The 16,926-nt window shown below is 50.4% G+C and carries 21 protein-coding genes; 7 read left to right on the plus strand and 14 right to left on the minus strand.

From position 1 onward, the window contains the following. Positions 1–35: 35 nt before the first annotated feature. On the plus strand, positions 36–389 hold the full coding sequence (locus tag F7B33_RS09280) for a thioredoxin family protein (protein WP_297074234.1): 354 nt from the start codon (positions 36–38) through the stop codon (positions 387–389). Here F7B33_RS09280 and F7B33_RS09285 read toward each other — a convergent pair. Both F7B33_RS09285 and F7B33_RS09290 read right to left on the minus strand, forming a co-directional pair. Continuing rightward, complete coding sequence (locus F7B33_RS09285; protein WP_297074235.1) at positions 375–1,097, minus strand: cytochrome c biogenesis protein CcdA; 723 nt, start codon at positions 1,095–1,097, stop codon at positions 375–377. The two genes, F7B33_RS09280 and F7B33_RS09285, sit on opposite strands and share 15 nt — an antisense overlap. Before the next feature lie 70 nt (positions 1,098–1,167). Then, positions 1,168–1,779 (minus strand): glutaredoxin, encoded by a 612-nt coding sequence (locus F7B33_RS09290; RefSeq protein ID WP_297064406.1) that lies wholly within the window; start codon positions 1,777–1,779, stop codon positions 1,168–1,170. 111 nt (positions 1,780–1,890) lie between these two features. Here F7B33_RS09290 and F7B33_RS09295 point away from each other — a divergent pair, with 111 nt between their 5' ends. Together F7B33_RS09295 and F7B33_RS09300 are read left to right on the plus strand one after the other, a co-directional pair. Continuing rightward, positions 1,891–2,346: a hypothetical protein gene (locus F7B33_RS09295; RefSeq protein ID WP_297064409.1), complete on the plus strand. Its 456-nt coding sequence runs from the start codon at positions 1,891–1,893 to the stop codon at positions 2,344–2,346. A 100-nt stretch (positions 2,347–2,446) separates the two neighbouring features. Continuing rightward, positions 2,447–2,701 carry a hypothetical protein gene (locus F7B33_RS09300; protein WP_297064411.1) on the plus strand — a complete coding sequence of 85 codons (255 nt, stop codon included), beginning with the start codon at positions 2,447–2,449 and terminating at the stop codon, positions 2,699–2,701. A 2-nt stretch (positions 2,702–2,703) separates the two neighbouring features. Here F7B33_RS09300 and F7B33_RS09305 read toward each other — a convergent pair whose 3' ends face one another. Further along, positions 2,704–3,252: a YbhB/YbcL family Raf kinase inhibitor-like protein gene (locus F7B33_RS09305; RefSeq protein WP_297064413.1), complete on the minus strand. Its 549-nt coding sequence runs from the start codon at positions 3,250–3,252 to the stop codon at positions 2,704–2,706. 73 nt (positions 3,253–3,325) lie between these two features. On the opposite strand from F7B33_RS09305, the gene F7B33_RS09310 reads away from it, so the two are divergent. From F7B33_RS09310 to F7B33_RS09320, 3 genes are read left to right on the plus strand one after another with little or no spacing between them, the layout of a single operon-like run. Then, positions 3,326–3,787, plus strand: a complete 462-nt coding sequence (locus F7B33_RS09310; RefSeq protein WP_297074236.1) for a DUF2284 domain-containing protein — start codon at positions 3,326–3,328, stop codon at positions 3,785–3,787. A gap of 5 nt (positions 3,788–3,792) precedes the next feature. Next, positions 3,793–4,281, plus strand: coding sequence for a hypothetical protein (locus F7B33_RS09315; RefSeq protein ID WP_297064434.1), 489 nt, complete (start codon positions 3,793–3,795; stop codon positions 4,279–4,281). After that, complete coding sequence (locus F7B33_RS09320) at positions 4,268–5,269, plus strand: PIN domain-containing protein (protein WP_297064437.1); 1,002 nt, start codon at positions 4,268–4,270, stop codon at positions 5,267–5,269. Before F7B33_RS09315 ends, F7B33_RS09320 begins: the two co-directional genes overlap by 14 nt. Here F7B33_RS09320 and F7B33_RS09325 read toward each other — a convergent pair. The 5 genes from F7B33_RS09325 to F7B33_RS09345 form a co-directional block, all read right to left on the minus strand. Further along, positions 5,266–5,559 (minus strand): hypothetical protein, encoded by a 294-nt coding sequence (locus tag F7B33_RS09325; RefSeq protein ID WP_297064420.1) that lies wholly within the window; start codon positions 5,557–5,559, stop codon positions 5,266–5,268. The genes F7B33_RS09320 and F7B33_RS09325 overlap by 4 nt on opposite strands. Then, positions 5,556–6,233 carry a hypothetical protein gene (locus tag F7B33_RS09330; protein ID WP_297064423.1) on the minus strand — a complete coding sequence of 226 codons (678 nt, stop codon included), beginning with the start codon at positions 6,231–6,233 and terminating at the stop codon, positions 5,556–5,558. Before F7B33_RS09330 ends, F7B33_RS09325 begins: the two co-directional genes overlap by 4 nt. 56 nt (positions 6,234–6,289) lie before the next feature. Next, on the minus strand, positions 6,290–7,615 hold the full coding sequence (locus F7B33_RS09335; protein ID WP_297064425.1) for a RuvB-like helicase: 1,326 nt from the start codon (positions 7,613–7,615) through the stop codon (positions 6,290–6,292). A gap of 64 nt (positions 7,616–7,679) precedes the next feature. Then, positions 7,680–8,621, minus strand: coding sequence for a hypothetical protein (locus F7B33_RS09340; protein WP_297074237.1), 942 nt, complete (start codon positions 8,619–8,621; stop codon positions 7,680–7,682). Continuing rightward, positions 8,618–9,625 (minus strand): hypothetical protein, encoded by a 1,008-nt coding sequence (locus F7B33_RS09345; protein ID WP_297074238.1) that lies wholly within the window; start codon positions 9,623–9,625, stop codon positions 8,618–8,620. The genes F7B33_RS09340 and F7B33_RS09345 overlap by 4 nt, the downstream gene beginning before the upstream one ends. Before the next feature lie 162 nt (positions 9,626–9,787). Between F7B33_RS09345 and F7B33_RS09350 the strand changes: the two genes are divergently transcribed. Then, a complete protein-coding gene (locus tag F7B33_RS09350; RefSeq protein ID WP_297074239.1) occupies positions 9,788–11,527 on the plus strand; it encodes a hypothetical protein in 1,740 nt (579 codons plus the stop codon). On the opposite strand, the gene F7B33_RS09355 is transcribed toward F7B33_RS09350, so the two are convergent. The 6 genes from F7B33_RS09355 to F7B33_RS09380 all read right to left on the minus strand — a co-directional run. Continuing rightward, a complete protein-coding gene (locus F7B33_RS09355; RefSeq protein WP_297074241.1) occupies positions 11,514–12,275 on the minus strand; it encodes a 7-carboxy-7-deazaguanine synthase QueE in 762 nt (253 codons plus the stop codon). The genes F7B33_RS09350 and F7B33_RS09355 overlap by 14 nt on opposite strands. Next, positions 12,272–12,538, minus strand: coding sequence for a hypothetical protein (locus F7B33_RS09360; protein WP_297074242.1), 267 nt, complete (start codon positions 12,536–12,538; stop codon positions 12,272–12,274). The genes F7B33_RS09355 and F7B33_RS09360 overlap by 4 nt, the downstream gene beginning before the upstream one ends. A gap of 70 nt (positions 12,539–12,608) precedes the next feature. Continuing rightward, positions 12,609–13,109: a hypothetical protein gene (locus tag F7B33_RS09365; RefSeq protein WP_297074244.1), complete on the minus strand. Its 501-nt coding sequence runs from the start codon at positions 13,107–13,109 to the stop codon at positions 12,609–12,611. A 50-nt stretch (positions 13,110–13,159) separates the two neighbouring features. Beyond that, positions 13,160–13,861 (minus strand): hypothetical protein, encoded by a 702-nt coding sequence (locus F7B33_RS09370; protein ID WP_297074245.1) that lies wholly within the window; start codon positions 13,859–13,861, stop codon positions 13,160–13,162. Then, complete coding sequence (locus F7B33_RS09375; RefSeq protein ID WP_297074246.1) at positions 13,858–14,916, minus strand: hypothetical protein; 1,059 nt, start codon at positions 14,914–14,916, stop codon at positions 13,858–13,860. The genes F7B33_RS09370 and F7B33_RS09375 overlap by 4 nt, the downstream gene beginning before the upstream one ends. A gap of 775 nt (positions 14,917–15,691) precedes the next feature. After that, positions 15,692–16,926, minus strand: a 1,235-nt coding sequence (locus F7B33_RS09380) for an ERCC4 domain-containing protein (RefSeq protein WP_297074248.1), incomplete at its 5' end; no start/stop codon positions are given.

The raw sequence follows: 16,926 nt of genomic DNA on the forward strand, positions 1-16,926 counted from the left end.
ATTTTCTAAAATTCCCTTTTTTTTTTGGTGGTATCATGGACGAGTTGGAGATAATAAGGCGAAAGAAAATGCTCGAACTCATGAAACGAGCTGGTATGATTGAAGTAAAGCCGAAGCGAAAAGTGATTATAGAAGTCATAACCGCACCAGGATGTCCCTACTGCCCGATAGCTATACAGATGGCGAGAGAACTTGAGAAAAAGTATGAAGGTGTTGTGGTAAGGGAACTGAGCGTTGCCACCCCCGAAGGCCAAAGGAAGGCCATGGAACACAACATCCTTGGAACGCCGACGATACTCATAGACAACAAAATTGAATTTATCGGAGTCCCAAATTTCGTGGAGTTCGAGAGGAGAGTTAGAAAAAGGCTGGGTCTAGCTCCCCAGTAAGACCCATACCCCAATTCCGATGAGCAACAGACCTGCTACAATCGAGAGCTCCATGCTGTGCCTCACCATCGCCTGAGAAAAGCGTTTGCTCCCGCTAACGCTTCCCATCGCTAGGAGTATCACAACGAGGGGCAGGACGAATATCAGGTTGTAGAGCGCCAGCAGGAAGAATGCCAGTGCCCTGCTTCCATGGGCAATAATTGTGGCATAAACAAGGTAACTCCCAGCGGAGCACGGTAGGAGGGTTGTAGATACGATTACGCCCAGCAGAAAAGAGCCGATAAACGTCGCATCGGCGCTGAAGATTTTTCTTCTTATTTTGGCCTTATCTCCAACCCTCGAACGCTTAAGGATTCCCGTGACCATTGTGTATATTCCAAAGCCTACGGCAAAAACCCCCGCGAGCCAGAGCGGGATGTACTGACCGAGGTAAAGGAGGCCGACTCCGAGGAGAAAATACGAGAGGTAAACGGCAAGTATGAAGGCTGACCCTATTACGTAGAGCCTCCTCCGTGATACCTCCCTCACGGATATCGCGATGAGAAGCATCGTGTAAATCACGAATGTGCAGGGGTTGATTGAGTCGCTCATGGCCAAGGCGTAGAACTTTGGAATGAACCCCGATATGCCGAGGAGGTACAGGGCTAAAGCACTGATTCCAAAGGAGGAAACTAGGATTGCCACCAAAGCTTTGATTTCGCCTTTCATGAAGGCTAATATTCAGAAGGGCTTTTCACAGTTTCCGGAACAAAAGGTTGAAAACAAAAGGTCATCTAGTTTAGTTGCCAGTTGAATTACCTGTCGAGTTACCCTTCAGCTCGTTGAGTATCTCCTGAACGTTAACCGGCTCATGCCTGACGAATATTGTGTAGAGCGCTCTTATGACAAGCTTAGCCTTAGGGTCCTTGTAGGAGAGCAGGTACGTCTTCCCCGTGAAGAGTAGCACACCGTCGTTCTTAATTGCCGTAGCGAGGATTTCCGGCGTTGCGGTAACGTTGAACTCCCCCTCAATGACCGCGTAAAGTGTTCCGTTGTAGGTAATTGCTATGGCTGGAACACCAGTTATACCAGTCAGCTGGGCAAGTTGGTTGAAAAGGTTCATGTTGGTCTTGTTGTCGAGGAGCTCGTAGTATGTCAGGGCCCTTTCGCCGTATTCCTGGGGAATCCATTCATGCATGTGCCTGCAGTGGGGGCAGGTTTTAAGCCCGTACATGTAGAAGTGAATCTCGTTCAGATAAATCCTTGTCCCATTGACGTCAACGTATGATGGCTTCTGGGGTTCCTTGGAGGTTGAGATAGTGGATGCGGTGGAGTTGCTGGAGCTCCCTATACAACCGGCCGAGAACCCAACAAGAACCAGCAGTAGGAGAACCATTCCAGCCTTTTTCATCCAACCACCGTCTCCCCATAGTAGGGGAGGGGTTATAAACGTTGAGACGCTTTTGGTGACATCGAACGGAACCCTTAAATCGTGCCAGTCCCTAATGGTAGGGGGGTATTCATGCAGGCATGGTACCGCTCGCGGGCCCTTTACGATGCCGTTATGAAGCTTGTAAAGGCGGGAAGGTTTGAGGAGGCACTAAAGCTCGCCTCTGGAATACCAGATGGAAACGTCCGCTCCAAGGCTATGACCGGAATAGCGGTCGAGATGGCCCGTTCTGGAGTTGACTACAGAGAAGCCCTAGAGCGGGCAATTGAGACGGCCCTTGAGACAAAAAGTTCAATCAAAAACCTCATGGGACTCGCCTTTGAGTTCATGGAGCTCGAAAAGTTCGAGGATGCTCTTTACATAGCGGAGCATATAACCGACCTCCCAAACCGCTCAAAGGTTCAGGCGGAGGTCGCTCTGAGGCTCGCGAGGAGAGGGGAACTTGAGAGGGCCATGAAGCTCATAGAGGATATCCTCGATGAGGACGTCAAGACGTGGGCGACGTCAATGCTAGCCAGCGAACTTTAGCTTGCATGAGTTAAAACGGAAATTTTTAAAGGGAGTATTTTGACAGAAACCCCGCCACAATCCTTTTTTAAGGGAGCCCGTTTTTATCCCGGGTGAGACCATGAACGGTGGAGAGATAATCGGACTCCTCGGAATGTTGCTCCTTGTAAGCGCATGGGTTCCCCAGACCTTGGAAACGATAAAAACGAGAAAATGCCCCCTGAACATGCAGTTCATAATAATCTACGTGACGGCATCAACGTTATTGACTATATACTCCTACATAATCGGAGACTGGATATTCTTCGCTCTGAACTTCCTTGCGGCGCTCCAGAGTGCCATAAACCTTGTGATAAAACTGACGGAAAAGAAGTAAAGTCATTTCCTCTCATAGAGGCCAACGAGCTCTCCCCACTGGATTACGTGTCCTTCCATTGCCTTTTCAAGTTCTTTTCTCGTTGCTCCTGGCGGGAGGTTCAGGGTGGTATCGAGGGCGTAAACTTTGAAGTGGTAGTGGTGGGGTTTTCCTCTCGGGGGACACGGACCGCCGTAGCCTATTTTCCCGAAGTCGTTCCTTCCCTGAACCATCGGAATCGGCTTCTCCACCCTTCCAACCTTTGGAACTGCTTCGGGAATCTCGCCTCGAGGTGGAATGTTCCATGCTATCCAGTGGGTGAACGTTCCCATAGGGGCGTCAGGGTCGTCAACTATAATGACGAGGCTTTTTGTCCTTTCGCTTATGTTGCCTATGAAAATCGGCGGGTTTATGTCCTCCCCGTCGCAGGTGAACTTGGCCGGGATGTAGCCCCCATTGTGGAAGACGGAACCGACCTCAAGGGTCTTCGGGGCGCTCATTTTCTCACCCCCACCTATACAGCCGGCCCCGATTAGGAGTAGCGCTATTATCAGCGGAACCATCTCCCTCATAGTTGAACCTGCGCTTTCCTCCGTAAAAGGGTTTTGCCAAATGTTAAAATACTCCAAAAGCGTTCAACGAACTATGAAGGTGCTCTGGGAGAAAGAAGTGCCGGCGGAGAAAATAGTGGTCTCTCCTCGACCGGTGTGGAAGTGCCGGGCCTGTCCCATGTACGGCAAGAGGCCAAGCTGTCCCCCGTACGCCCCGGAGTGGAGGGAGGCAAGGGACTGGGTCGGTCACTACAGGAAGGCCCTTCTGATAAAGTTTCAGGTGGACATGGCACGATTTGAGGAGGAAAAGAGAAAGGCCATCCTCTACCTCCTAAAACGCGAGGAGGAGCTCTTCAAAGAAGGAAAGCTCTACGCAATGGCACTCTTTCCCGGGAGTTGTAACCTCTGCGACGACTGTCCCTTCGAGAAAGGGAAGGCCTGCAGAATTCCAACCAAGGTTCGCCCGAGTGTTGATGCCATCGGGATAGAGATAAGCTCGCTCGTTCAAATCAACTTCTCGGAGAGCGTCCTCTACGGGATAATCATGGTGGAGTGATTGATATGGCGATAGCCTACGTTACACTGCTCGGTCGCTCGCCCTGGGCCGTGGTGAACACATATTACAAAATCCTGCGCGAGGGGAAAGGTAGAAAGGAAATCAAAAGAATCTACATCTTCACGGAGCAGAGGTACAGAAACCTTCTCCCCAGGGTCGTTAGCGCCCTCAGGGAGATATCGAGAGCCTATAACATAGACCCCGTCATCGAAACCGTCGTTATCAGGGACTACGGCTTTTTTGAGGCGGATAAAAAGTTCAAGGAGCTGTTTTCAAAGCTTGAGAGCGAGGGATTCAGAATAGGCCTCGACATAACCTCGGGCAGGAAAGCACTAGTTGCAGCTGCCATAGTCCAAATCAAGGACTTCCCGGTGGAGTTCATAGTCTACATGGGACTCCTCGATATGGACTTCCCGGACAGGCCCTACATGATGATTCCAACGCACATGCAACCGATAAAGAACTTTCTCGGTGATGGGAATGAAACCCGCTGAGGTCATAACAAAGCCCGAACTTCAGGTTCTCCTAAACGTCTTAGCCGAGAGAGAAGAGCTCCTCGTGAGCTATCCCCTCTACGGCATTCCACTCCTCAAAGCCCGGCCGAGCGAGAAAGGCTACACCGTTGAAGTTATCGCAGATAGGAAGACCTTTAACTCCCGCGTTCCGCCGAGGCTATCCTCCGAACTCCCGACGTGGAGCGACTTCTACGAGTGTTTTATCTCATCGGGAATACTCAGGTACGACAACGTTGGCGAGTTCCTCCAGAACCTTGAGCTTTATCAGCGGCTTAAGAAGGGTGTTGTCTTTGCCCCAGACACAAACCTCTTCTACCACCGCTTTATCTCCTCATTCAAACCCCTTGACGGCTACCAAATCGTCGTTGCAGAGGCAGTTAAGAAGGAAATCGAGGACGCGATGAACTACAAGTACAGGCACAGGCAACTGGAAGAAATTGCGAGGGATGTTCTCAACGCCCACCTCCTGAAAGAGTTCAGCAACAGGAGGACGAAGAGGAGCAGAAAAGCGGCCTATATAGCGCTCAAAGAGTTTGAGAGGCTCAAGCCAAGGATAATCATAGCTGAGAGTGTTAGCGAAGTTGCCCACAACAACGACGAAATCATCGTGAAGTCGCTCAAAAGGTACGACAACATGACCCCGACTCTACTCGTCTTCCTGACGGCCGACATAGCGATAACCGACGTTGCCGAAATGGAGGGTCTTGAGTACTTTCTCTTCAAGTATCCTCGGGAGGAATTGGGACGGCATGAAGTTTCTGCATACCAGCTCAGAACGTTGCTCTTCAACCTCTCAGCCGTTTTTGGGGTTATTGAGCTCAACGGGATTCTGATTTTCGGAGAGTTCGGTGGTAAGGCGAACCTCGATGAGCTGAAGGTTGTCTTTGAAGGAGAAAACGGAGTCTACCATGAGTTCTTCTTCCATCTCAAGCTGAGCAGGAAGCTGATGGAAATAATGAGGGATTAAAGTCCTTTAGCTTTCACCAGGACTGCAAAGAACTCGAAGGCGAACATAAAAGCCGTGAAAACCTCCGCAAACAGGGTTAAATACCCTCCCAACGGCAGGAGAACGATGGCCATTGAAATGCCAAAGGCCACCAGTTCTTCGCCTTCCTTCGATTCGCCCCCGTAGCGATACTCAAGCAAGAATGTGAGCCAGTTGAGAAGGACAAAGAAAGCAAGAACTGGGCGGAACATCCAGAACAGATAGGCCAGAGAATAAACCAGAAAGGGCACCGCTATGTAAAGCCTTCTCATCGTTCCACCTCCATACCACCAGCGGAAATCTTCGTGTCGTTGTAGAAAACTGCAAAGATGTAGCTTCCGGGTTTGGAAACGAGGACAACAAAGCGAAGTCCGTTGATGGTTAGAATCGTCGAGCCGTTGAGACTGTCGAGCTCCGATTCCATCAGGTTTCCCGTTCCCTTAATAACGTTCCCTGGGCTGACCTCTAGGTATGAGGTTGTAGTAACATTGCCGAACTCAACCGAAACCGGAATCGTCCATGCATAGGGGACAAAGGTCGTCCCGTTGACAGGATGGGCGTTTATTGTTACCCTAAAGTCCTTCGGGATGAAAGGCGGAACTAGCTTTAGAACGTAAACGGTAATACTTGAGTTGGACTCGTTCCCAATTATTCTGGCCTCAAAGGAGTAAAGGGTTGCGTTCATTTTTTCAAGAAACTTCTCGACCTTCCCAAAGATTTCCTCAGGAGCAGTTAGATTGCCCGAGAACGTGCCGTTTATTGGTGAGGTCACTATTGAAACGTGGAGGGAAGATGTTTCCTTTTTCGTTTGCCCGAAATGGGGGGAAGTTGCGGTGGGGCTGTTCGAGACCGGGGAGGAGCTTGGCGTCTGAGCGTTTGAAGATAGGCATCCGGCACCTAACGCCAGTAAGAGAATTACAAGGAACACAATGTGGGCCTTACGCATACTCCCACCGAGGGTATTAAAGGAAATAATCCTTAAAAGTGTTGTGGAAAAGGGAATTAGCTAAGCATGCCCTCAAGCTTTTCAACGAACTCGATGCTCCTCTTGAGGTCAGCGAAGTATTCCTTGGCCCTCTCAACGTGCTCCTTCTCGACTCTGCCTCCCTTCGCCAGCACGCTTGCCGGGGCTAGAAGCTGAACGGCGTAGCGCAGGCTCGTCTTCTCACCGAGTTCGGCCAGATACTCTATTGCCTCCTCGCTGACGTCTATTTTCTCCTCCTTGGCGCGAATCTTGATGATTTCCCTGATTTCCTCCTTCTTGTAGGGTTCCGTGTTTATTATGAGCAACCTGTCGAGCATGTCAATCGGTATGCCGTGGGGTGCCTCTATGTCGGTGCCCCTAATCTTCGTCCTTCCGCGGTTGGTTGCTAGGATAAGAATCGGCGCAAGCTCGCTCTCCATAGCCCTCGCAAGGAACGAGAAGGCCTCTATGTCAAGCATGTGAACCTCGTCAATGAAGAGCACTCCGGGGACGAGCGTGGCCCTGCCCTCCTCAATCCAGCTTTTGACGGTCTCATCCACGCGCCTCCTTACCTCATCGCTTATCTCCGCGCCGGTGCTGAAGAGCAGGCCGAAGATGTTTCCACGGGCGTTGGCGACATCCAAATCGTGGAGTGTAACCGTGTAGGTGAACTCCTTTATCTTGAGCACAGGACCGCTCGGGAGGCTGACCTTCCTCTTGAAGAAGAGACCCTCTTCTTCCTTCGTCGTTCCGACCTTCGAGACTTTGCCGGTTTCCGCGTCAATCTGTATGACGTCGCCCTCCTCAACGCCGAGTTCCATGAGCTGGTAGGCTATCTCCCTGCCGGCCCTTATCGTTTTCTCATCGTCCTTGGTGCGGAGTGTTATTATCACGCTCTCGGGGATTTCGACGTAAGGATTGAAGGGATGCCTTGTCCTCTTGATTTCGATTTTCTTGACCTCGCCCTCGTAGACCTTTCTCTCTTCGCTTATTCTAACGCCTATGGCCCTTCTCATCGCCTGTTTCAGGAACTCGGTCTTGTTGACTTCAGCTGAATAAATCTCGCTTCCAGCTATTTGAACGAATGGAACGTCCTCGCCGAGTTCCCTCGCTATGCCCATCGCTATCGCGGTCTTTCCGCTACCCGTGGGTCCAACGAGGAGAATTCCCTTGCCCGCAAGCTTCCCACGCTTTATGAGCTCGACCGCTATGCCAGCTGCCTCCCTGGCCTTTATCTGTCCCACCATTCCGTCTGCCTTAAACTTGGCCTTTCCGTTTTCATCGAGTCCGAGTCCCTTTATGTGGGAGTGCATTCCAACCCTCTCAAAGGAAACCTTGGCAACCTCCTCTATTACAGCGGGCAAGGTCCCACCCCCTTTAATTTTCCCGAAGGTAACTAAAAGGGGGGGTTTAAAAATTTGACGGAGGTCATCTGAAAATTCGCCTTATGTGTTTGAATGCCTCCTCTTCAGGCGCGTGCTCCTCTTTGACCTTGGAGAGGAACCTGTGTTCGCTGGCCCTTCCCCTGATTGCAAAAGCCCTCTTTAATGAGGGATAGGATGCCACAATAGATGCGGGAATTGAGCCCAAGGGCGCTATTGCGCTTTTAAATGGAAGGTTCTTTGCGACCCAGACCCCGGATGCGAGGAGGAGAAGACCGAGGGTTAAGTTTACGACCCTTTTGAAAACCGATATTGGGAACTCGGCGTAGGGAATCCTTCCGTCGGTTCCATCAACGTAGGCGCGGTATCTGAATGGGCCGTATTTGTACTCGATGTGCCAGATGGGGTAGTAGACTAGGCCGTCCAGTTCGGGCTCAAAACCAGGCATCCCGACCTCAACGTTCTTCCAGTGAAAGTACCGCTCGGCCTCGTGTTTCAGAAGCTCCCTAATGCTGTTTTTGAGGAGTTTTCTGGCATCTTCTTCGCTCAGGTCACCTTTCAAAAGCCTGCCCTTCACGTGGCCGTCGAAATACCTCCTGCCTCTGACGGGCAGGGGATAGCCAACGAGCTCTTCAAACCCCTTGACAGCCGGAACCGTCATGTAGTTAAAGAACTCAACGTAGCCGGCCCCGTCCTTCGAGATTAATCCTCTTCTTGCAACCCCCCGGGCCCTCACAAAGAAGAGGTAAAATGGAACGTAGAGAAGCTCCCTTTTGACTATGCGAGCCTTCCATTCAACGTCGTTGGGGGATAGGCGCTGTATCCTTATGAACGCCATCAGAGCTTTCCAGGGGTTCTCAACGCGCAGTGGATATGTAAACGTTCTGGCCTCGCCGAGCTTTATCTGAAAACCACAGTAGGGACAGGTAACCACACCGGTTTCTTCAGTCTCAAACTCGGCGCCGCAGTGAGGGCATCTCACTTTCATCTCTCCACCCTCACATCCCTTGCAACTTTCTTTCCGTAGCCCCTGGCCAGCTCAAAGCCGAAGTAAGTCCCGATAGCCGGCAGGATGAACAAGACACTTCCACCCTTTCCGGCGTGAACCAAAGCTTCCCAGTAGGTAAAGTTCCCGTAAATGGCTAGAGAGAAGCCGGCAATTGCTATCCCAATTAATGAGACAAGGGCGTAGTGGATTTTCCTCCACAGCCTAACGGGTTCAACCGCCAGAACTTCTTTACCATAGTGACCATCGTAGGCGACGAAGTACGTCCCGCCTTCAACGTCGTAGTAGACCTTCCAGAGGGGGTAGAAAACGAGGGCAATCTCTTTTACATCCCCCTCAAATTTAAAAAACTTCAGCTCAACATCTTCAGGGACGCGCCGTTCTTTTGCTACGTCGGAGGCCCTGTCGGAAAGTGCCATCTTCGCGTATTGCTTTCCAAAGTCAGCGTTTAAGAACGCTAGCTCAAGGCTCTCCCACTTCTCCGGCGTCAGCGAGCCAATCGGCCTGACGTCCATCATATATTTTAGCGTGTCCTCTATCCTCTTGAAGGAGAGGTAACCATAGCGCTCGAACTTAAGGGCCAGCTCTTCAACGGCCGGGTCATAAACGTTTCTTCTGGCAGGGACGCATACGAGGGACTCCATCTCAAACTTTTTGAACTTCACAACAGCTTTGGTACTGTTCCCCTTCTTTTCGTAGATGATATATCGCATGTTTCCCCCACCCTCGACAATCCCCAGCCACAGCGGGACGTAATAGCCCTCAACCTTGACAACTTTTATCTTGCCCCTTATCCCTCTGTAGTCCGGGTCTTTTCGGACCCTCTCCTGAAAACGGCGTAGGATTTCCTTTTTGGGCAGGCTCTCCACAAAGAAGACGTTTTTCTCCGTGAAAACCCTGTCATATGCATTCGGGTAACCGCAGTAGGGGCAGACGATGATTATATCCTCCGGAGTTACGTCGAGGGTGCCCCGCAGTGCTCGCACTTGAAAACTTCGATGATTACCACCGAAGATTAGGACATAGTTAAGGATTAAAAGTTTTTGGCTCAGGCGGGTTTTCCGGGCATCGGTCACCCCAAAGGCCAATGTCATCATCGCCTGAGGGATTTCTCAAAAGCTTTTTAAAACGTTCTCCTCAGAACAACTATGGTGAGTAACAGGATGAAGATGAGGGGTTTAGTCATTGCCTTTGTCCTCCTGTTCTCCACGATGTCCTTTTCCTCCTCGGTTTTGGGGAAGACGGCATGTCCCCCTGGAATAGACTACCCGAACCCGGTTCTGTTTGAGGTAACCCCCTACTCCTCGGGCGACGGCCTAGTTCTCGGGGTTGATGTTTACTCCTTCTACCAGCCCTACGAGGGGATGTGCCCAATCTCCTCTGTAACGGACGAGCTAGACTGCCTCAGCGCCGATGCCCTCGATTTCTCAGTCCACTATAACGTGACGGGGAACAACGTCACGGGGGAACTAGGCAGGCCCAGTGGAGTCCAGCTTGAAACATACCTCCTTAACGTGACGAACGACACGGTCGTGATTGACGTCAACGGTTCAAGGATTTCCCTCCCCTTCGGGCTTCTCAGGGAATACCTGTCGTCCCTGAACATTTCGGGTATGCTGGCCGACCACATCTACTCCGACTCCGACAACTGGTTCTTCATTAAGGACTTCAACTTGACCGGTGTGGTCAGGAGAATGAGAGCCTTCTCCTATGAAGGCAGGTTGTACCTGTACTTCCCTCAGGTCCAGCTCGTTGACTGCAGGTACTTCATACCCGAGAGGTTCTACAGCGGCGGACGTTACGTTTCCCCGATTATACCGATGGAGTTCAACGGTTCCGTCCCAATCATCCCGCCTTTAGTCCTCGAATACTCCAACGGAAGCCTGAGGCCGGTCCTGAGGGTCGAACCTGTAAAGAAGAAAGGCGAGTGGGGTTACTACTACGAATGCGGACTTCCAAACCTTCGGCTCCCCGGGACGGTGAAACCACCCCTTCAACTTTGGGATGGCCGGAACTACTCCTACGTGTACATCGCCCCCGAGAAGGTCGAGGTTTCGATTAATGGCTTCACGAACGGGACCTTCGCCCTTCTCCTGATGAACCTAACCGTCGAGGGAATTCTAATCCCCGGTGCGCCCCAGGAACACGCCAGCATGAGATACACCCTCCTCTTCGGCTACAACGGGAGACCCTTCCAGATAGACCTGAAACCGATACTCAAGCAATTCAATCCCCCTGAGGAGGACGAATACGGGAACCCTGCCTTCCACTTCAGTGGGGTTGACGACGGTGTCTTCAGCCTCGGCGTTGCGTTCATCAACGGGAAACCCTACATTGGGGTCGAGGAAAGGGGTTCCGAGAACGTCACCATGATACGCCTCTACCCTGAAAAGAACGAGTGGATGGCTAATGGCACGGTATCCCTAAAACGATGGGACGAACTTGTGGCGGGTTCCCCAAGGGGAAAATCCCTGGAAAACGTATCCGCCTATGCGAAATACTTTCTATCTGTCCCACGCCTTGATTACGTCCCCGCTAATGGTGGAACCTTCGTTTATCCGGAGAGGTATGCCGTAAGCTCCTCCGGACTTCCCAGCGGATACGCGAGGGTCGGTAACAGGATAATCCCACTCTGCTCCATCTGGCCGGTCTACGCGTTCTCGGCCAACGGCACTGCATACGGCCTCTTTCTAGCCGGCGACAACTTCACGATTTACCCACCGCTCGTTGAATACCACAAAGCCCGACCAGAAACCACGCCTAAGCCCGAAACCACTCCAACTTCATCGCCCACTGAACAAACAGCCCCGGAAAAAGGGGAGTCAATCTGCGGGCCCGGGATTGTGGCTTTAATGGCCCTCCTGGCCCTTGGGTTCAGAGAACGTTGAGGTACTTATGCACCTGGAAGCTTAGCCCGACGTTCTTTTTTCCCATTGTCAGCGCGGCCTCGCGGTAGAACTCCATGAGCCTCTCCTGTGAGATGTCAATCGGTTCCTTGGGCTGTATCACGAGGGGAGCTAAGTTTTTCAAAAGCCCCGCGTACCAGCGGACGTTTTCGAGCTTGGTCTCCCTCGTGACGACGAGCTTAGCGTAGACCTTTGCACCCGCATTCCTTAGGATTTTGATGCTTTCCACTTCCCTGAGAACGAGACCTTTCCAGTCTTCCGTGGCCTTGGCCGTCTCGTCCTTTATGTCCACGCTCGCGTAGTCCACCAGGGGAGCTACCTCCCTGATAAGCTCCGGAAGGCCGCCGTGGGTCTCAAGGAAGTTGTCAAAGCCAAGACTTTTCATGCGCTCCATAAGGGCCTTCAGCGGCTTCACCTGGAGAGTCGGTTCGCCACCGGTGTAGCTTATCGAGTGAATATCACCGGTATCGAGCCGCAGAACGGCGTTAACGACTTCATCAACGCTCGCTGGATTTGGCCGGTACTCGAACTTCCCGGTGAAGGGCTCGACCTCGTAGCGCCAGCGGGAAACTCGGGAGGCGTTGATGTACTGCTTTGAGTCACACCATCGGCAATAGAGGTTACAGCCCGCGAAGCGGACGAAAACCTGCCTCCTCCCGAAGGCGCTCCCGGGGACGCTTCCCCCTTCGCCCTGCCAGCTGTTGAAGACCTCGGCCATTATGAGTCTCATGTTCTCAGCTCCTCCACGTTCAACCCCTTCACCTTTTCGCTCACGAAACTCTCGAGTATCTCGACTTTAACTCTTCTCTCCTCCCCGGTCATATCCGCCATGAGCTGAACGGCCCTCGCGTAGTCCCAGAGCCGTCTCTTTGCCTCGGGGGTAACGCTCTCGGCCATAACTATTAGCTCCCGCTCCTCAGGATGGGCACTCATCCATTCCGCAACCTTCCTCGCATCTCCCTCATCGAATACGCCTCTCTTTTTGAAGAGCACACAAGTCACCTCCCATTATTGTTCAATTCTGCAATTATGTAATTATGCAATTTGGCAATTCGGGAATGTTTTAGAGGTATTTCAGCAGGACCTCAACGGCCTCCTCGAAGATTTCCCGGTCTTTGCCGTCCAGAACCCCCTCAAGGTAGTTCAGCGCAACGAGGTTGATTATGATGTAGGCAGTGTTTCTGTCGAGGCCGAGGGAATAGGCATCGTAGTAAACCCTCTCTTCGCCTAAGGCCTCGTTGAGCATCTCGACGAAGTAGTTAATCTCCTCAACGCTCAGCTCGTCCCATCTGCTCTCGAGCTCGTCGAGGTAGCGCTCCATTACCCTGAGCGTTTCGAGGTCGAGTTTCAGCGTTCCCCGAAAGTACGGGAACTCGCCGACGCGGAAGAGCTTTATTCCCTCCTCGTCTCTCACCGCTATGCTGTCCCAGAGGACGATGCCCTCAACGGGGTTATGACCGTACTTGCTAGCCAAGTAGGAGAAGCGCTCAAGGGCAAAGTCTATGTCGTCTATAAACTCCTCCCCATCATGGAAGTGGATTATCTTGCTCACTGTTCCAGCCATTTTTTGCACCGGTTCACGGTAGGTGGGGCAGTATAAAAATGCTTTGAGTGTTATTCCTCAGTTCTGTTCCCCCATTTGGAAAGCCACGCAAGGTCGCACCGACGATTTAGCTCAAAGTATTCATCGGAAACCTCTCGAAACGAGACGACATTCCAGCCGGAGTCAAAGGTTACCTCATAAAACGTTCCGTTTTCGTTTTCACAGTTATATCCCCTGCAAACAGTGGTGTAGTTGGCGTGAAAGAGGAAGGTTATGGTCCTGTTCGGCCAGAGGCAGTACGTCAAAACCCGGCACTTATGGGCAAGATTATAACGACAGTAATCCAGGCCCTTCTTTTCTACCCTGTCCCACACCTCTTCACATCTGTTTGCCAGTTCGTTATAGGTGTTTGAGTGTACTTTTCTGAGCGAAATCAGGCCCAGATTTGTCAGGTTGATGTTTACCGCGTAAATAGTGCCGTTAATGTTCGAGCAGGTGTATCCTTTGCAATTTATCGTGTAGTTGCTGTAAACTAAAACAGTAGCGGTTTCGTTTGGCCAGATGCAGAAGGTCGCTACGCTCCACTGCCAGTTGGGATGAAGGCTCTGGGCGTAGTCAAGGGCCTTTGTTGTTATGTTGTCCTGAAACCTGAGTTCAGAGAGCGTGTAGACATTCCAGTCCTGTTTTTCCCCATCTTTCTCGTTAGCATGAATGAAAATCAGCAAAGACAGAAAGAGTAAAAGGAAGAAGGCAGATACAGCTTTTCTGTTCATCCTTCTACCCTCACATGAACGTTGTCTGGGTTTTTAATTAAGTAAAACGGCCTATTCAGTTTCACAAAGTGGTTTATAATATCCTCCGGAATCCCAAGCTCTTTTCCAAATTCTATGAGCCCCTTAGGAAGGATAACATAGTATTCTATAGTTCGTCCTTTATAAGGTATCTTCTCAATGATAACGTTGCCCCTGTATTTATAGGGTATTACTATAACCCCATTTTTCAATGTAATGGTTGTATCCTTGATGTATCCGCCTTTGGAGCTCAGGATAACCTTTGCTGGAGGTATTGATGTTATTGAGATTGGTCTGGGATAATCTGGATAATCCCCCATTATATACCATGTTATCGTGGTGTCGGGATTGTCATCGATTTTGCTTATAAGTTTTATTTCAAACAGTGGATTGTTCTCGTCAACTTCTACGTTAAACCTGAAGTATGTATGAATTTCAGTAGGATCTGTCCCCTGCCATCCACCAAGAAATGAACAAAAGTTCCATTTGACGTCCCAATAGTTCTGTGTATGGCTCTTGGAGCTTATGCCCTCAGCCAAGTCATACATTAACTGCCCGATATCTTTTGCGGTTGCAACATAAGAGTTAAGAAGATCTAAAGCAACGCTCATGGAGTCATATGCAACTTTTCTAGCAATATTCTCATCGTGTCTGCCGGACCAAGGATCTGCCCCAGCATAGGAAAGGCTATTGGGATCTGTGAGAATTGCCATGTATCTACTACCTCCAAGCTTTTGGATGATGTACTCATTCTTACATATTGGGAATGGATGTCCATAACTGGCCGTTGACTTTCCAATGGTAGATACAACAAAGATATATGTGGGTCGTATTCCTGGTTGGGGTGGAATATAATACTGAAGTTCCAAGTCTGCGGAGTTGTAAGTTGTGTATCTAACTGTAGTTTGAGGGTCGACGGTGGTTGCGTATTTTATTTTGGACCAATGATATCCCAAGTACTCTGCACTTACACTTCCAGTCATTGTTCCAATCATTAGCAGTCCCAAAAAGACTGCGAACAGAGACCTCCACTTCACCGAGTTCACCTCCACACTGTTCTGCAATAGATTATATTACACTAATGCTTATAATGTTTTTCTTTTACTTAGAGTAAAAATTCTTTCTTTTTTTTTTCGAGTATAAATTTATTCTAATGATAATTTTTCGATTAGAATTATCAAAAAGAAGCCAGAGTAAAAGACTGCACTCTTCTGCTCAGCAAACCTTTTATCACAGTTACTCAACACTCAATCGCCCGACGAGTAGGGGGTTGCGATGACGTCGGGACCCCCAGGGGGGCGACAGCCCAAATGCCCCCCTTCAAACTTCGCGCGGGCGAAGTTTGGCCAAGGTTTGTAGCTCCTTTTCAGAGCCAAGTTCTTGGGTGGTTTCTTGCTAAATGAGTGTTTTGATATTGAGAATCTGCTAGATTGCGTTTTTTGAGTGGGTTTAACTTTAGAATAGACGCCCTTCGGGCGTCGGGAGGGAGTAAACCCTTTTTTAAAGAGCTCTTTCAAAGTGTTTTCAGTTTGAAAAATGAAAATTTGGAGTGTGAAACCTAACTCAATGGATTCCCTTAAGGAGGAGCTCCGTGCTTTTGGTGAAGCTTTTTCTAGAGCTTCCTTCCCAAGCGCTGGCGGAAAAGTAAGTGCTTTTTGAAATTTGCCTTTTTGAAATTTGCAGTCTTCAAAGTGGGTCTTTGTTTATTCGCTCCTTAATTAGTGTTTCGTTAATCAAGAGGCACATATTGAGCACCGATAAAAAAGTAAGTTTTGGAGTGGTTTCCCTTGGGTGGGCGTTTGGATTGCCTTTTTACTCATCATCCTCGACGTATGGAGCCGTAATAACCTTCCTTATCTCCCTTGCCTTCTTCTCGCCGATACCCTCGACCTCCTTGAGCTCCTCTTCAGTGGCTGTGAAAACCCTCTCGACGTTGCCAAAGTGCTTCAAGAGTCTCTTCGCCAGCGTTGCAGAAACGTTGGGCAGGCCTTCAACTATTAGCCTCTGCCTTTCCGCTAACGTTAATGCCTTCTTCTCACTCCTCAGGCGGACTTCCTTCTTCCTCTCCTCCTGCTCGCGCTTCGCCAGAAGGTAGATATAGCTCGCGGTTTCCTCCTTTCCTGAGGAGAAAAGCACAGGAACGCCCCAGTCAAGCGTTACGGCCGTTATGGCCCCCCTTATCGCGTTGGGATGGACGTTTCTAATACCGTAGAGCTCACCCTCGATGATTATTACAGGCTTTTCATAGGCCCTCTTAAGCCTCTCTACCTGGTCGAAGAGCCTGCCGTCTATGATGGACTGAATGAAGTCGTTGGCGCTCTTCCTCTCTATTCCAACATCTTCGCTGACCACATAATCGGCAACGTCCAAAGTTTTGACTTCCACTTCGGCGCCAAGTTCTTTCAACAGCTTTGGCACGCCACTCCTCAGCTCGCGGGAATCAACGTAGACAACTATACCCTTTGGCTTTCTCACAAAAATCGGCTTTATTGGGAGTTCTCCAGCATGCTTTCCGGCTTTGACTTCCTCTTTTCCGACTTTCCGACCTTCTTCCTTACCCGTATCTGCCCCAATGGATTCAATTTTCTCCCTTTTTGGCTTCAGAAACGCATCTAGGGGAGTTATTTTGCCCTTTCCCATCGGCGCACTCTCCGGAACTTTTTCCCTTATTTTATCCCCACTACTTTGCTTTTCGAGTTCTCTAGCTATTCTTTTGATTGCGTCGAACATTCCCTTCTCCTTTCTTCGGGAGCTCCAATAGTAGGCTTCATCGCGGGTCCCCTTGGCCATTAGGACGACTACCCTGCCGGGCCTGTGCCTGCCGGTTCTACCACGCCTCTGAATGCTCCTTATCGCTGAAGGCACCGGCTCATAGAAGACGACCAAATCAACTTCCGGGACGTCAAGACCCTCCTCGCCGACACTTGTTGCGACGAGAACATTGAAATCCCCCCTGGAGAAAGCGTCTAGGACTTCCTTCTGCTCCTTTTGACTCATTCCCCTGTCACTTCCCCTGCTGGCCTGACCTATGAACCGTCTGGCAGAAA

Origin of the sequence: Thermococcus sp. (assembly GCF_015523185.1) — an archaeon.
Classification (GTDB): Archaea; Methanobacteriota_B; Thermococci; order Thermococcales; family Thermococcaceae; genus Thermococcus.

Bases quoted from the DNA above. Each gene is read 5' to 3' on its own strand.
- F7B33_RS09320 (WP_297064437.1), top strand. From the start codon at position 4,268: ATGAAACCCGCTGAGGTCATAACAAAGCCCGAACTTCAGGTTCTCCTA.
- F7B33_RS09355 (WP_297074241.1), bottom strand. From the start codon at position 12,275: ATGAGACTCATAATGGCCGAGGTCTTCAACAGCTGGCAGGGCGAAGGG.
- F7B33_RS09370 (WP_297074245.1), bottom strand. From the start codon at position 13,861: ATGAACAGAAAAGCTGTATCTGCCTTCTTCCTTTTACTCTTTCTGTCT.
- F7B33_RS09295 (WP_297064409.1), top strand. From the start codon at position 1,891: ATGCAGGCATGGTACCGCTCGCGGGCCCTTTACGATGCCGTTATGAAG.
- F7B33_RS09285 (WP_297074235.1), bottom strand. From the start codon at position 1,097: ATGAAAGGCGAAATCAAAGCTTTGGTGGCAATCCTAGTTTCCTCCTTT.
- F7B33_RS09340 (WP_297074237.1), bottom strand. From the start codon at position 8,621: ATGAAAGTGAGATGCCCTCACTGCGGCGCCGAGTTTGAGACTGAAGAA.
- F7B33_RS09290 (WP_297064406.1), bottom strand. From the start codon at position 1,779: ATGAAAAAGGCTGGAATGGTTCTCCTACTGCTGGTTCTTGTTGGGTTC.
- F7B33_RS09310 (WP_297074236.1), top strand. From the start codon at position 3,326: ATGAAGGTGCTCTGGGAGAAAGAAGTGCCGGCGGAGAAAATAGTGGTC.
- F7B33_RS09365 (WP_297074244.1), bottom strand. From the start codon at position 13,109: ATGGCTGGAACAGTGAGCAAGATAATCCACTTCCATGATGGGGAGGAG.
- F7B33_RS09300 (WP_297064411.1), top strand. From the start codon at position 2,447: ATGAACGGTGGAGAGATAATCGGACTCCTCGGAATGTTGCTCCTTGTA.
- F7B33_RS09305 (WP_297064413.1), bottom strand. From the start codon at position 3,252: ATGAGGGAGATGGTTCCGCTGATAATAGCGCTACTCCTAATCGGGGCC.
- F7B33_RS09325 (WP_297064420.1), bottom strand. From the start codon at position 5,559: ATGAGAAGGCTTTACATAGCGGTGCCCTTTCTGGTTTATTCTCTGGCC.
- F7B33_RS09315 (WP_297064434.1), top strand. From the start codon at position 3,793: ATGGCGATAGCCTACGTTACACTGCTCGGTCGCTCGCCCTGGGCCGTG.
- F7B33_RS09350 (WP_297074239.1), top strand. From the start codon at position 9,788: ATGGTGAGTAACAGGATGAAGATGAGGGGTTTAGTCATTGCCTTTGTC.
- F7B33_RS09330 (WP_297064423.1), bottom strand. From the start codon at position 6,233: ATGCGTAAGGCCCACATTGTGTTCCTTGTAATTCTCTTACTGGCGTTA.
- F7B33_RS09280 (WP_297074234.1), top strand. From the start codon at position 36: ATGGACGAGTTGGAGATAATAAGGCGAAAGAAAATGCTCGAACTCATG.